General features: G+C 66.1%; 13 protein-coding genes. All 13 read right to left on the reverse strand.

Annotated features, from left to right (window positions below):
* Positions 1–165: 165 nt before the first annotated feature.
* Positions 166–1,482, reverse strand: a complete 1,317-nt coding sequence (locus tag AB3X86_RS30040; protein WP_368598773.1) for a DUF3443 domain-containing protein — start codon at positions 1,480–1,482, stop codon at positions 166–168.
* A 14-nt stretch (positions 1,483–1,496) separates the two neighbouring features.
* Positions 1,497–2,042, reverse strand: a complete 546-nt coding sequence (locus AB3X86_RS30045; RefSeq protein WP_368598774.1) for a DUF2844 domain-containing protein — start codon at positions 2,040–2,042, stop codon at positions 1,497–1,499.
* 335 nt (positions 2,043–2,377) lie between these two features.
* Positions 2,378–3,088 (reverse strand): protein phosphatase CheZ, encoded by a 711-nt coding sequence (cheZ, locus tag AB3X86_RS30050; RefSeq protein WP_176109974.1) that lies wholly within the window; start codon positions 3,086–3,088, stop codon positions 2,378–2,380.
* 1 nt (position 3,089) lies between these two features.
* Positions 3,090–3,485: a chemotaxis response regulator CheY gene (gene cheY / locus AB3X86_RS30055; RefSeq protein WP_008923965.1), complete on the reverse strand. Its 396-nt coding sequence runs from the start codon at positions 3,483–3,485 to the stop codon at positions 3,090–3,092.
* A gap of 61 nt (positions 3,486–3,546) precedes the next feature.
* Complete coding sequence (locus AB3X86_RS30060; RefSeq protein WP_368598825.1) at positions 3,547–4,635, reverse strand: chemotaxis response regulator protein-glutamate methylesterase; 1,089 nt, start codon at positions 4,633–4,635, stop codon at positions 3,547–3,549.
* A gap of 5 nt (positions 4,636–4,640) precedes the next feature.
* Positions 4,641–5,354, reverse strand: a complete 714-nt coding sequence (gene cheD, locus AB3X86_RS30065; RefSeq protein WP_176367764.1) for a chemoreceptor glutamine deamidase CheD — start codon at positions 5,352–5,354, stop codon at positions 4,641–4,643.
* The gene (locus AB3X86_RS30070; protein ID WP_368598775.1) at positions 5,351–6,313 is read right to left on the reverse strand and encodes a CheR family methyltransferase; all 963 of its coding nucleotides are present in this window, start codon (positions 6,311–6,313) and stop codon (positions 5,351–5,353) included. The genes cheD and AB3X86_RS30070 overlap by 4 nt, the downstream gene beginning before the upstream one ends.
* A gap of 204 nt (positions 6,314–6,517) precedes the next feature.
* On the reverse strand, positions 6,518–8,380 hold the full coding sequence (locus AB3X86_RS30075; RefSeq protein ID WP_368598776.1) for a methyl-accepting chemotaxis protein: 1,863 nt from the start codon (positions 8,378–8,380) through the stop codon (positions 6,518–6,520).
* Positions 8,381–8,419: 39 nt separating this feature from the next.
* A complete protein-coding gene (locus AB3X86_RS30080; protein ID WP_176124465.1) occupies positions 8,420–8,953 on the reverse strand; it encodes a chemotaxis protein CheW in 534 nt (177 codons plus the stop codon).
* Positions 8,954–9,031: 78 nt separating this feature from the next.
* Positions 9,032–11,368 carry a chemotaxis protein CheA gene (cheA, locus tag AB3X86_RS30085; RefSeq protein WP_368598777.1) on the reverse strand — a complete coding sequence of 779 codons (2,337 nt, stop codon included), beginning with the start codon at positions 11,366–11,368 and terminating at the stop codon, positions 9,032–9,034.
* A gap of 95 nt (positions 11,369–11,463) precedes the next feature.
* Complete coding sequence (locus tag AB3X86_RS30090) at positions 11,464–11,841, reverse strand: response regulator (protein ID WP_176380048.1); 378 nt, start codon at positions 11,839–11,841, stop codon at positions 11,464–11,466.
* A gap of 83 nt (positions 11,842–11,924) precedes the next feature.
* Positions 11,925–12,935 (reverse strand): flagellar motor protein MotB, encoded by a 1,011-nt coding sequence (motB, locus tag AB3X86_RS30095; RefSeq protein WP_176109967.1) that lies wholly within the window; start codon positions 12,933–12,935, stop codon positions 11,925–11,927.
* Positions 12,936–12,957: 22 nt separating this feature from the next.
* Complete coding sequence (gene motA / locus AB3X86_RS30100; RefSeq protein ID WP_176109966.1) at positions 12,958–13,818, reverse strand: flagellar motor stator protein MotA; 861 nt, start codon at positions 13,816–13,818, stop codon at positions 12,958–12,960.
* Between the last annotated feature and the right edge of the window lie 10 nt (positions 13,819–13,828).

Raw genomic sequence — 13,828 nt, forward strand, 5'->3', positions numbered from 1 at the left:
AGTCGGCCGAGGCACGGCGCCTCTTTCCAGTGAGAGCGATTATTCCTGCTCGACGCAAGCGCCGATCGGCGGATAAAGAAGGAGAAACCGGGGTATTTCGACAGATGACCGGACGGCTCGCGCGTGTTTCACGCGCGCCGTCCGGCATCGGATAGACGTGCGGCTTCAGTAGCCGACGAACGGGGAAGGACCGCCGCTCGCGGTCTGATCGAGGTGGTAGTACACGTGGCGGCCGTAGAAGAACGGCAGACCGAGGTCGAAGCTGGCGTTGCCGCCGATCTGACCGGCGAGGTTGTTGAACGCGAAGTTGCTGCCGTTCGCGAACAGCGTCTGCGCACTCAGAATGCCGATGCTCGCGACCGCCGACACCTTGTTCAATCCCACCAGCGTGACCGTGCGGGTTTGCGCCGACGACGGGCAATAGAAGCCCGGGAACTGGCTGCCGCACAGCGTGATCGAGCCATCGGTGAAGAAATAGCCGTTCGAGCCGGAATCGAGGAACGCCTGGACCGTCGCGCCGTTGAAGCTGCTGTTGTCGAGATCGCCGAATGGGCCGGTCGTGAAGACCTGCGCGGCCGCAAGCGGGTTGTTCCCCTGCGTGCCGATGCCGAACACCAGCGTGCCGGTCGCTGACGCCTGCCCGAAGTTCGACACGGGCGCCATCTGTACGATCACGCCGTTGTTGTCGAGCGGGAAGTTCGCGACCGGGTTGGCCACCTGTTGGTTGAGCGGCACCGCGGTGCGCGTGCACGACGTGCCGTTCGGGCAGGCGAAGTAGTTGCTGTAGATCGCCGCGGTCGCCGGGTTCGCACAGGTCCCGCCGCAATCGGTCAGCGCGGTGCCGACGCCGAGAATGCCGTTGGCGCCCAGATCGCTGACCGTGTTTTGGGGCGAACCGCTGCCGCAGCCGCTCGTGGGTACCGTGCTCGTGGGCTTGTCGCCGATGATCTGCAGCGGGATGGCGCCGGTCGTCGTTTCACCGCCGATCGTCACGAGCGCGGTGCGCACCGAGCCCCACGTGAAGCCGTCCGCGAACGTCGCGCACTCGGCGAGCTGCGGGCCGCCGCTGCCGAGTGTGCTGTTTGGCAGCGCGCCCAGCAGCGTCGAATTGAGCACCGAGCTGACCACGCGCAAGCCGAACGAGCCGGTGTCGAGCTGGATGTTGTTGATGGTCTGGCAGTTGGTGGTCGAGCCCGGCGCGCAGATCGTCACGCTGACGGTCGGAATGTTGATGACGCCGGCCACGCCCCGGCCGACCGTGATCGGCACCGTGTTCGACGCGTTCGCGGCAATCGGCTGCTGGGTCGGGCTGGGCGGCAGCGAACCGCCGTTCAGTCCGTTCGACGTGCCGCCGCCATTGTTGGAACTGGAGTTGTCATCACCGCCGCCTCCACCGCAGGCGACGAGCGTCGCCGCCAGCAGCACGGCAAGCATGGCCTGCATCCAGCCTTTCAGATTCGCGGTCGTGAGCATGATTCGCATCGTCGTCCTCGCCGTTACTGGATGTCGGAACCGCTGACGCCGGCGGGCAGCGCTGACGGCAGCCACGCGACGCCGCTGAACGCGCCCATGTGGCCGCCCGAATGCACCACGATGTTGCCGTCGTTCACGGCGACCGGCCCCCGCGCGTTGCCGCGCGCTGCTCGCGCGGCCTTCACGCCGGCCACGTACTGCGGGAAGTAACTGCCGAGCAGATCATTGAGATCGGGCATTTGCGGACCACGCCACGCAATGCCGAATACCGCGCCGCTCGTGCTCAGATATTCGCGCACCACGGTGCCGTTGCCGAACGTGGTCTCGCGTACCGTGTAGGAAGCGGGTGTGGAAGAGGTGGAAGATGCCCCGCTCGCTTGAGAACGCATCACACTTTGCGATGATCCGCTGGCGGGCTGCACCACGCGGGACGACACCGACGCGTCGGACGGGGGGATAAGCGGCGCGCTGCCCAGCGCCGCATGGGCTGATTGCGCGGCCGTCAGGGCCAGTAACGAACATGACAACACGAGCGCCGTGACTCCGGCGCGACCAATACGACTCCACATGAGAAGCTCCTTCCGGGCCGCGGCACGCTTCGCCGGTTACACGAAGCGGCCGCTTATAGGCAGATGATACGGCGCCACCGCGGCCGCAATGCCGAGGGATCTCCTCGCCACGCGACTGCCCGGCGTTGCGCGGGCCGGGTGCCGTACCGCTTTGACCTCGTAGTATGCCTGCGGATTCTTACAGCCGGCGCAAGGTGCGCCCGCACGTGCGACTTACCGACTACTACTAGCAGGAAATCGTAAGGAAGATGGGGAGTCGGTGCCGATTGACCGCGTGTTTGGCGTAAATCGCGGAGAAAGCACCAGCCCGGCGCCTGCCGGGCCGAATCGTTCGCTCAGAAACCGAGGCTCGCGAGCAGATCGTCGACCTGCGATTGATCCTGGACCACGTCCGTCTTGCCTTCCGGATTGATCTGCGGACCGTTGAGCAGATGCTCGGGGCTGCCCGTCGACGACACCTCGGCCTTCAGAGCCGCCGCGTGCGCCGCGAACTGCTCGCGCCTCTCGAGCGCGATGTTCTCGACCAGCACGCCGAGCAGCTGCTGCTCGATCAGATAGACGACCTCGGTGATCTTCTTGATCACCTGGCCGGTCAGATCCTGGAAGTCCTGCGCGAGCATAATCTCCATCAGCTGCGAGTTGGTCGCGCTGGTCGAGTCGGGCACGCCGCGCAGGAAGGTGCGCGTGTCGTTCATCAGCGCGCGCACTTCCTCGCGTTCGATCGGCGCCGCGTACCACTGCTCCCAGCGCGCGTCGAGCGTGCATGCGTCTTTCTGCAACTGCTCCTGGATCGGCTTCGCGATGTCGATCGCTGACAGCACGCGCTCGGCGGCCTGCTCGGTCATGTTGGCGATGTACTTCAGCCGGTCGCGCGCGTCGGGCACGGCTTCGGCCGCGCGCTCGACGTGCTTGTCGAGCCCGAGTTCGCGCATCGAATCGCGCAACGTGCGCGTCAGTTGACCGATGCGCGCAAGGATGCGGTCCGACGCGAAGTCGCCGCTATCGCTGCCCGCTTCGGCGCCAGGCGTTTGGGTCGGCGGCGTCACGTCAGCTCCCGGCTTTCGCCATCTTCTCGAGGATCTTGTTGAGCTTCTCGTCGAGCGTCGCGGCCGTGAACGGCTTCACGACGTAACCGCTCGCGCCGGCCTGCGCCGCCGCGATGATGTTTTCCTTCTTCGACTCGGCCGTCACCATCAGCACCGGCAGATGCGCGAGGCTCGCGTCGGCGCGAATTTCCTTCAGCATCGCGAGGCCGTCGAGGTTCGGCATGTTCCAGTCCGAGATCACGAACTCGTAGCTGCCGCTGCGCAGACGCGCGAGACCGGCCTGGCCGTCTTCCGCTTCGTCGACGTTCGAGTAGCCCAGTTCCTTCAGCAGGTTGCGGACGATCCGGCGCATCGTCGGAAAATCGTCAACCACCAGAATCTTCATTCCCTTGTCCATTTCTTTCCCTTTGCTTGATCCATGTTGCGGCGTTGAACCGCGTCATTCCATCCGGCACGCATCATACCCGCTGAACGCGGTCACCCATCGACGACAAACGCGCCATCACGCGCCGGCTCATGTCCGGCAGCGAGGCGATTTCGTCGGCCGCACCGAGCGCGATCGCCTCGCGCGGCATGCCGAACACGATGCAGCTCGCCTCGTCCTGCGCCAGCGTGTAGGCACCGGCCTTTCTCATCTCCAGCAGACCGGCCGCGCCGTCGCGCCCCATGCCGGTCAGAATCATGCCGACCGCGTTCTTGCCCGCATGCTGCGCGGCCGAGCGGAACAGCACATCGACCGACGGACGATGCCGGTTCACCGGCGGGTCGTCGGACAGATGCGCAATATAGTTCGCACCGCTCCTCGCGAGCAACAGATGCGCGTGGCCCGGCGCGATGTATGCGTGCCCCGGCAGCACCCGCTCGCCGTGCTCTGCTTCTTTAACGGTAATCCGGCACAAACCATTGAGGCGTTGCGCAAAAGATTTCGTGAAGCCCGGCGGCATGTGCTGCGCGATCAGCACCGCGGGCGCATCGGGCGGCAGCGGCACCAGCACTTCGCGAATCGCCTCGGTGCCGCCCGTCGACGCACCGACGATGATCAGCTTCTCGGTACTGAGCAGCGGGTTGTTGAAGAGCGGCGCGGCGCCGACCGGCGCATGCGTCGCCTGCGCGGCCGCCTGCTGCGCGGGCGCCGCCTGGCGCACGCGCGCGCGGGCCGCCGCGCGAACCTTGTCGGCGAGCTTTTCCGCGTAGTCGAGCATGCCGTCGCGAATGCCGACCTTCGGCTTGGTCACGAAATCGACCGCGCCGAGTTCGAGCGCACGCAGCGTGATTTCGTTGCCGCGCTCGGTCAGCGACGACACCATCACGACCGGCATCGGCCTCAGACGCATCAGCTTCTCGAGAAAATCGAGGCCGTCCATGCGCGGCATTTCGACGTCGAGCGTCAGCACGTCCGGGTTGTGCTGCTTGATGAGCTCGCGCGCGACGAGCGGATCGGGCGCCGTCGCCACCACCGTCATGTCCGGCTGGCCATTGATGATCTCGGTCATCAGGCTGCGGATCAGCGCCGAATCGTCGACGCACAATACCTTGATCTTTTGCACAGCGCTCACGCCTCCTCTGTGGTTCTGGCGTTGTTGGAATAAGTCGGGCGCGGGCTCGCGCCGAACAGTTCGATTTTCGGCCGCGCGGCGGCCGGCTTCGCGAACAGCTCGACCCGGCTGCGCGCCGCGGCGAGCCGCTCGGCGCGCGCTTCGGCGCTCTGCCGCACGAGCGCCTGTTCGCGCTCGGCGACGCCCGCTTCCTGTTGCAAGCGCAATTTCTTCACCATCACCTGACCGGTGCGCGGCATGAACGCGACCTTGCGCGGATGCGAGCCCTGCAGGTCCTCGGCGACGATGCGGATCTTTTCGGTGGCCAGATAGCGGCGCACGAACTCCGAATTGCGATCGCCGATGTTCATCGTCGTCATGCCCGCGAGCACCGCGCCGCCGCCGAACACCTTGGCCTCGAAGCGCTCGCGCCGGCCGCCCGCCTTGATCAGTTCGTTGATCAGCACTTCCATCGCGTAGGCGCCGTAGCGCATCGAGTCCGACGCGGCCTGCGCGAGGTCGGCGCCGTCGTCCGGCAGCATGAAGTGATTCATGCCGCCGATGCCCGCGGTGCGGTCCTGGATGCAGGCCGCGACGCACGAGCCGAGCACGGTCACGAGCACCATGTCTTCGCTCGTCGTGTAGAACTCGTTGGGCAACAGCTTCACGCCGGGGCGCTGGAAGTGGTTGTCGTAGTACAGGTTGGTAGCGATCGGCAGCGTGCTGCTCATGCGGCCACCCCGCTCGAATGAAGCGCGTCATGCGCGTGGGCGCGCGACGGCGCGCGCGCGCCGCTGGCGTCGCGCGTGAGTTCATAGACGGTCTGGCCGCGCAGCCGGAACGCCTGCGTCACGTACGTGAAGTTTTCCGAATGGCCGGCGAACAGCAGGCCGCCCGGCTTCACCAGCGGCTCGAAGCGCGCCAGCACCTGCGCCTGCGTCGGCTTGTCGAAATAGATCATCACGTTGCGGCAGAAGATCGCGTCGAACTGCGTGCGCAACTGGTAATCGCGATCGGTCAGATTCAGTTGCTCGAAGCGCACGAGGGCGCGCACCTCGGGACGCACCTTGACCATCCCCGCGTGCGCGCCCGTGCCCTTCAGGAAGAAGCGCTTCAGGCGCTCGGGCGACAGGTGCTTGACCTGATCGAACTGGTAGACGCCGGCCTCGGCCTTCGCGAGCACCTGGGTGTCGATGTCCGTCGCGAGCACCGATGCCTGGCGCGCGCCGGTCTCGCCGAGCGCTTCGATCAGCGTCATCGCGATCGAGTACGGCTCCTCGCCGGTCGATGCCGCCGAGCACCACACGGACACCGGTTGCGAACGGCGCGGCACGAACTCGGCGAGGATCGGAAAGTGATGGGCTTCGCGGAAGAACGCGGTCAGGTTGGTGGTCAGCGCATTGGTGAACGCTTCCCACTCGGCCGGATCGTTTTCCGCTTCGAGCAGATCGAGATACTGGCGGAACGTATCGATGCCGCGCGCCCGCAAGCGTCGCGCGAGGCGGCTATACGCCATGTCGCGCTTGTGGTCCGACAGCGAGATGCCCGCCACGCGATGAATCAGATCGCGGATGCGGGCGAAATCCGCCGCAGTGAATTCGAAATCGCGTCCCGTCTCGACGGACCTGGCCGGCTCCATGCCGTCAGGTGCCGCCCGCACGGGGCGTTGTGTTGCGCGCGTTGCCATCATCAAAATTCCTGTCTGCGATATGAGCCATCACGCTCGCCGCCCAGCCGCACTGGCTGGGTGGTAGGAATTGTCTTCGCGGGGTCGCGCCCTCCCGCGAGTACCATCGACATACGGCCGGCTCGCGACACGCGTGCTGCGCGTGCTTCGATGCTTCGCCCATCCGCGGGCGCGATGCCGGTTGACCACATATCACTCTGCCGTTGCCTAAAACGTTTCCCAGTCCGCGTCCGAGCTTGCCTTCGCCGTGCTCGCCGGAGCGGCGCGCGCGGGCGTGTCGGTCGTCGCGCGAGCCGCTGCCGCGGCCGGCCTGGACTTCAAGGCCGGTTCGACGCGTGCGGCTGCATCGTGCTGGCTCGGGGCCGCCGGGGCCGCAGCAGTTGCCTTCGCTTCGCTGCTCGCGCCGCCCGGGTGCACCGGAGTCGCCGCGCTCGCTGCTTGCGGTGCCGCCTTGGCGAACTGCGCGGAGGCTTGCGAACGCGGCGTCGCCGGTGCGCTCTGACGCGCCGGGGTGCCGCCGGCCACCTTCCAGCCACTCAGCACCGCTTGCAACTGCCGCGTCTGATCTTCGAGCGACGCCGCCGCGGCGGCCGCCTGTTCGACCAGCGCCGCGTTCTGCTGCGTGACCGAATCCATTTGCACGACCGCGCGATTGACCTGCTCGATGCCGCTCGACTGCTCTTCCGACGCCGCGCTGATCTCGCCCATGATGTCGGTCACGCGACGCACCGCCTGGACGATTTCGTCCATCGTCGTGCCGGCGCGGCCGACCAGCTCGGAGCCGCTCTTCACCTTGTCGGCCGAATCGCCGATCAGCTCCTTGATCTCTTTCGCGGCGCTCGCGCTGCGCTGCGCGAGGCTGCGCACTTCGCCCGCGACCACCGCGAAGCCGCGGCCCTGTTCGCCGGCCCGCGCGGCTTCGACCGCCGCGTTCAGCGCGAGGATGTTGGTCTGGAACGCGATGCCCTCGATTACGCCGATGATGTCGACGACCTTGTTCGAACTGGTCGCGATCTCCTGCATCGTCGTGACGACCTGGCTCACCACCTCGCCGCCGCGGGTGGCGATGTCCGACGCGTTGACGGCGAGCTGGCTCGCCTGGCGCGCGTTCTCGGTGTTCTGCCGCACGGTGCCGGTCAGCTGATCCATGCTCGACGCGGTTTCCTGCAGCGACGCCGCTTGCTGCTCGGTGCGCTGCGACAAATCGGTGTTGCCCATCGCGATTTCGCGCGCGCCGGTGTCGATCGATTCGGTGCCGCTGCGCACCGCGCGCAGCATCGTCGCGAGGCTTTCCTGCATCCGCTTGATGCCCGCGAACAGGCGGCCGATTTCGTTGTTGCTGAATGCCTCGACCGGGGTGGACAGGTCGCCCGCGGCGATCCGCTCGAAGCACGCAGTCGCGTCTTTCAGCGGCTGCACGATGAGCCCGCGCAGCGCGAAGCTGATGCCGACCACCACCAGCAGCGCGAACGCCGTGATCACGCTGATCAGCGTGATCATCAGCGATGTGTTCGACTGCGCGCTCGCCTCCTGATCGGCTACGCTCTGCTGCAGCGCCTGGATCACCGCGGCGGCGGCGGCATCGTAGGCGATGAACATCGGGCTGATCCTGGTGTCCGCGACCGCGTGATATGCGTCGAGATTGTTCGCGTTCAACGCGGCGAATTCGACGTCGACGCCGTCGTGCATCACCGTCGTATGCCTCGCGAGCACATCGTCGAGCAAGGGCTGCTCGACGCCGTGCTTCGGTGCGTCCAGATATGCCTGCCAGCTCTGATTGCTCTTGCCGAGCAGCTCCTGCGCACGATCGAGTGCCTTCTTCGCCTCGTCCACGTTGCCGGCGGCCGTCAGCGTGTTGAAGCGTTCGATCGCGATGCGCGAGCGCAGCAGATACGCCGATGCGTCATCGAGCGCATGAATCGCGACCAGTTCACCGCGCGCGATGCGATCGAGCGAGCCGCTCGCGCGATTCAGCGCGGTCAGCCCGAGCGCGCCGACCGCCACGGTCAGCGTCACCAGAAGAATCCCCACCATCGTCAGCGATGTGCGGATCGACCACCTGCTCAGCATGTTGATGCTCCTTGTGCCGGGTTCCGTTACTGCCTGCCGTCAGATGCCGAGCGTCTCGGTCAGCGCCATCTCGGAGCTGGTCATCAGCTTCTCGATGTCCATCAGGATCAGCATGCGGCCGTCGACCGTGCCGAGGCCGGTCAGGTATTCGGTCGTCAGCGTCGCGCCGAATTCCGGCGCCGGCATGATCTGGTCGACCGCCAGCGTCAGCACGTCCGAGACGCCGTCCACAACCATCCCGACCACGCGATGCGCGACGTTCAGGATGATCACGACGGTCTGATGGTCGTACTCGACGCGGCCCAGATGGAATTTGATCCGCATGTCGACGATCGGCACGATGATGCCGCGCAGGTTGATCACGCCCTTGATGAACTCGGGCGCATTGGCGATGCGCGTCACGTTGTCGTAGCCGCGGATTTCCTGCACCTTCAGGATGTCGATGCCGTACTCTTCCGCGCCCAGCGTGAAGACGAGGAATTCCTGACCGCCGGCGTCCGCCTGCGCGTCGCGGCGGCCATTCGTACCGCTCGCATTTGCGACGCTCGAATTGATGGATTGGACTTCTGCCACGTTAGCCCCCAAACGGTTGGGATAAATTGAGTTGAAGTTGTGTTGCGATGTCTGTCATTGAGGCGTTTGCTGCATGCGTCACGCGAGGCTCATCGCCTGCGCATGCCCATGCGCATGACGCGTTTCGCGGTTCAGCGCCGCGACGTCCACGATCAGCGCGACGCTGCCGTCGCCCAGAATGGTCGCCGCGGAAATGCCGTGCACCTTGCGGTAATTCGTTTCCAGATTCTTCACGACCACCTGCTGCTGGCCGACGAGTTCGTCGATCAGCATCGCGAAGCGCCGTCCCTCGGTCTGCATGATCGTGACGATGCCCTGGGTCGGCTCCTGCTTCGCGTCCGACACGTTGAACACTTCATGCAACGCGACGAGCGGCAGGTATTCGCCGCGCACGCGCACCACGCGCTCGCCGTTGGCGACCGTGTAGATGTCTTCGGCTTGCGGCTGCAGCGACTCCATCACGAAGTTCAGCGGCAGGATGAAGATCTCGTTGCCGACCTTCACCGACATGCCGTCGAGAATCGCCAGCGTGAGCGGCAACACGATCCGCGTGGTGCTGCCCTTGCCCGCGTGCGACGTGATCTCGACGTGACCGCCCATCGACTGGATGTTGCGCTTCACCACGTCCATGCCGACGCCGCGGCCGGACACGTCGGTGACCTGCTCGGCGGTCGAGAAGCCCGGCAGGAAGATCAGGTTCCAGACTTCCTCGTCGGTCATCGTTTCGCTGACCTGCATGCCCTGCTTGATCGCCTTCGCGAGAATCTTGTCGCGGCGCAGGCCCGCGCCGTCGTCGCTGACCTCAATGACGATGTTGCCGCCGTGGTGCGCCGCCGACAGCACCAGCTGACCGGTCGAATCCTTGCCCGCCGCGCGCCGTGCCTCGACGGTTTCGATGCCGTGGTCGAGACTGTTGCGCACGAGGTGCGTCAACGGATCGATGATCCGTTCGATGAGGCTCTTGTCGAGTTCGGTCGCCTGACCGAAGGTGACGAGTTCGACCTCCTTGCCGAGTTTCGCCGCGAGATCGCGCACCAGACGCGGGAAGCGGCTGAATACGTAATCCATCGGCATCATGCGGATCGACATCACCGCTTCCTGCAGATCGCGCGCGTTGCGCTCGAGCTGCGCCATGCCGTTGAAGAGCCGGTCGTGCAGCGCCGGATCGAACGTGCTGGTGGTCTCCGCGAGCATCGCCTGCGTGATTACCAGTTCGCCGACCAGGTTGATCAGCTGATCGACCTTCTCGACGCCGACGCGAATCGAGCTGCCTTCGCCGGCCGCCGCAGCGGCGGCCGGGCGGGTCGCCTTGCGGTCGGGTTCGGCGGACCCGGCCGAAGCCGGTTTGGCTGCCGCCGGAGCCGCCGCGGGTGGCGCTGGCGGCGGCTCGATGCTGTCGGTGTGACTGGCCGCGCTTGCGGGCGCAGCGGCGTGAGCCGCCGGAGCCGACGATGGCGCCTGCTCCGCATGAACCACCGGCTGCGCCTGCGCTTGCGCCGCGGGGGCGGCGGGGGCGACAGGCGCGCTTTGCGCCGGTGTCGGAGCGCTGGCAGCGGCGGGCGTTCCAGGTTCGCCCTGCTGCGCGTCGTCCGCCGGCGCGGTGCCACGGCCGATCGTGATCTGACTTTCGTCGATCACGAAGCAGCACACGGCGATGATGTCGTCGGAGGGTACGTCGCTCGAGAGCCACAGCATTAGATCGCCGCCGCTCTTGACCTGCCCGACAATATTGCCCAGGTTGCCCAGCTCTTCGGCGAGCAGTTCCTGGTCTTTCTCTCCCACGCCCCGTAGCGTAATTTTCAGATGTGGGCCGGCGCTGTCGTCCGTGCCCGCGGCCTGCCCAGTCTGTGCCGGTTCGCCGTCCATCCATTCGCCCGCCATTTGCACCGCCTGTTCGACGACGTGCTCGGGCGGGGTGCCGCCTTGCTGCTGTACCGCGGTTGTTGCTGTTGTTGTTTGGGTTGCCGCCTGCGCCACGACCGGCGCGGTCTGGACGGCTGCCGCTGCCGGCGCTCCGCCCATGCGGCTTTCCGCGTGCAGCTGCTCGAGCTTCGCGCAGATCGCGCGCGCCACCTCGGCGTCGGGCTCGGCGCTCGCGCGGTAGTCGGCGAGCTGGCCGGACAGCACGTCCTTGGTCTCGAGGAACGTGTCGATCATGTCCTTGCGCAGCACCAGCTCGTTGTTGCGCGCGCGATCGAGCAGCGACTCGAGAATGTGCGTGGTCTCGGTGAGCGCGGTGAAGCCGAACGTCGCCGCGCCGCCCTTGATCGAATGCGCGGCGCGAAAGATCGCCGCGAGGTCTTCGGGGTCCGGGCGGGCCACGTCGAGATTGAGCAGCAATTGCTCCATCTGCGCGAGCAGTTCGTCCGCTTCGTCGAAGAACGTCTGATAGAACTGTGTGATGTCGAGTGTCATGCCTGGTTCACCGCGAGAGTGCCTGTCTGGCGTGAGTTGCCGGAGAGGCGCGTCGAGAGCTATCTGTACTGTGTCTAAAGGTATTGATGCGCGGATCAATCCGGCTCCGGTTCGGCCAGCGCCGCCACCAGCTCGGTCAGCATGTCCGGGTCGAGCGGCTTTTCGATCCAGCCGGTCGCGCCCGCTGCGCGCGCCGCCTCTTTGAAGGGTTCGCCCGATTCCGTCGTGAGGACGAGGATGGGCGTCGCCTGATAGGCTGGATTTCCGCGCAGCGCGGTGATCAGATCGAGACCGGTCTTGCCGGGCATGTGCTGGTCGGTCAACACGAGATCGAACGCCATCGCGAGCGCGTTTTCGAGCCCTTCGTTGCCGTCCGCCGCGAGCGTGACCTCATAGCCGGCGCCCGTCAGCGTCGCGGCGAGGATCTGCCGCATCGATGCCGAATCGTCGACTGCCAGGATGTGCCTGATCATGAAAACCTCGCTGCGCTAAACACTGGGCCGCCTGCCGGGGTGCGCCGCTCGGGCGCGGGTCCCAGCCCGGCGGCCGCGGTCTGTTACTTTGCCGGCGGCGCCGCCGCCGGCAACTTCGGTGCAACCGTCACCGGCTGCGCAAGTTTTTGCAGCAGCGGCTTCGAGCCGGCTGCGTCGTCCGACAGCGTGGTCGTCGTCGAATCGTCGTGATCCAGCGCCGCCTCGGACTTCTTGTTCAACACGATGATGCTGATGCGACGGTTCTCCGGATCGAGCGGGTCCGCCTTGTTCAGGTTCTGCGTCGACGCGAGACCGAGCACGCGCATCACCTTCGCTTCGTCCATGCCACCCGCGACCAGCTCGCGCCGCGACGCGTTCGCGCGGTCGGCCGACAGCTCCCAGTTGCTATAGCCCTTCTCGCCGCCCGCGTACGGCACGGCGTCGGTGTGGCCCTGGACGATGATGCGGTTCGGCACGTCGTTCAGCGTGTGGCCGATCTCGCGCAGAATGTCGCGCATGTACGGTTCGACGACGTCGCGCGCGGTCGCGAACATCGGCCGCTTCTGCGAGTCGACGATCTCGATGCGCAGGCCGGTCAAGGTCGAGTCGATACGGATCTGCTGCTTGAACTGGCGCAGCACCGGGTTCGCCTCGATCGCGGCCATCAGCTTGACCTGCAGATCGTGCAGGCGCACCTGCTCGCGGCGCTCGAGCTCGCCCTGCAGCTGCTTCACCGCTTCCTCGTTGTTGCGCGACGCGGTGCGCTCGGCGCGGTTGCTGCTGCCGTCGGTCGAGCGGGTCACGCCCTGCGCGTCGGTCGAGATGTCGCGCCCGCCGCCCTTCAGGATGCTCGAGTCTTCGGCGCTGCGGTCGCCGCCCCACAGCGTGATCTTCAGCGGCTGGTTGAAGTACTCGGCGATGCCCTTCAACTGCACGGTGGAGGCCGAGCTCAGCAGCCACATCAGCAGGAAGAACGCCATCATGGCGGTCATGAAGTCCGCGTAGGCGAGCTTCCATGCGCCACCGTGATGACCATGCTTCTTCGGCGCCGAGCGCTTGACAACGATTGCGCGGTCTTTGTCCTTGCTGCTCATCGATTCGGTTCCCGTCGCCGCCTTATTTCGCCTTGACGCGGCGCACGTGCTCTTCGAGCTCGGCGAACGACGGGCGCTCGGTCGAGAACAGCACCTTGCGGCCGAACTCGACCGCGATCGCCGGCGCATAGCCGTTCAGGCTCGCGAGGATCGTCACCTTGATGCACTGGAACATCTTGGTGGACTCGGTCACGCGCTGTTCGGCGACGCTCGCGAGCGGTCCGATCAGCCCGTACGAAAGCAGAATGCCGAGGAAGGTGCCGACCAGCGCCTGCGCGATCATCTCGCCCAGCACCGCGGGCGGCCTGTCGGCCGAGGCCATCGTGTGCACGACGCCCATCACCGCGGCGACGATACCGAACGCCGGCATCGCGTCGCCAACCTTGCTCAGCGCCTGGGCGGGCGCCTCACCTTCCTGGTGGTGCGTCTCGATCTCCTCGTCCATCAGGCTTTCGATCTCGAACGCATTCATGTTGCCGCCGACCATCAGCCGCAGGTAGTCGGTCAGGAACTCGATGATGTGCTTGTCGGCGAGGATCTTCGGGTACTGCGTGAAGATCGGGCTCTTCGACGGATCGTCGATGTCGGCCTCGAGCGTCAGCGTGCCTTCCTTGCGCGCTTTCGCGAGCAGCACGTACAGGAGCCCCATCAGCTCCATGTAGACGTCCTTGTTGTACTTCGCGCCCTTGAACAGGGTCGGAATGACGCGCAGTGTCGCCCGGATCGTCTTCATCCCGTTACCGAGAATGAACGCGCCAAGTCCGGCGCCGGCGATCATCAGCACCTCAACGGGTTGCAGCAGCGCGCCGAGATGGCCCCCTTCCAGCGCGTAACCGCCGAAGACGGACAACAGCGTCACGAGTGTTCCCACGAATATCAGCACTGCCGAGCCC

It is taken from the genome of Paraburkholderia sp. BR14374, from assembly GCF_040948685.1.
Taxonomy (GTDB): Bacteria; Pseudomonadota; Gammaproteobacteria; order Burkholderiales; family Burkholderiaceae; genus Paraburkholderia; species Paraburkholderia youngii.

Excerpts from the sequence above, each read along its gene's own strand:
- AB3X86_RS30090 (WP_176380048.1), bottom strand. The coding sequence starts at position 11,841 with ATGATCAGGCACATCCTGGCAGTCGACGATTCGGCATCGATGCGGCAG.
- AB3X86_RS30040 (WP_368598773.1), bottom strand. The coding sequence starts at position 1,482 with ATGCGAATCATGCTCACGACCGCGAATCTGAAAGGCTGGATGCAGGCC.
- motB (WP_176109967.1), bottom strand. The coding sequence starts at position 12,935 with ATGAGCAGCAAGGACAAAGACCGCGCAATCGTTGTCAAGCGCTCGGCG.
- cheD (WP_176367764.1), bottom strand. The coding sequence starts at position 5,354 with ATGAGCAGCACGCTGCCGATCGCTACCAACCTGTACTACGACAACCAC.
- AB3X86_RS30045 (WP_368598774.1), bottom strand. The coding sequence starts at position 2,042 with ATGTGGAGTCGTATTGGTCGCGCCGGAGTCACGGCGCTCGTGTTGTCA.
- cheA (WP_368598777.1), bottom strand. The coding sequence starts at position 11,368 with ATGACACTCGACATCACACAGTTCTATCAGACGTTCTTCGACGAAGCG.
- cheY (WP_008923965.1), bottom strand. The coding sequence starts at position 3,485 with ATGGACAAGGGAATGAAGATTCTGGTGGTTGACGATTTTCCGACGATG.
- AB3X86_RS30070 (WP_368598775.1), bottom strand. The coding sequence starts at position 6,313 with ATGATGGCAACGCGCGCAACACAACGCCCCGTGCGGGCGGCACCTGAC.
- AB3X86_RS30075 (WP_368598776.1), bottom strand. The coding sequence starts at position 8,380 with ATGCTGAGCAGGTGGTCGATCCGCACATCGCTGACGATGGTGGGGATT.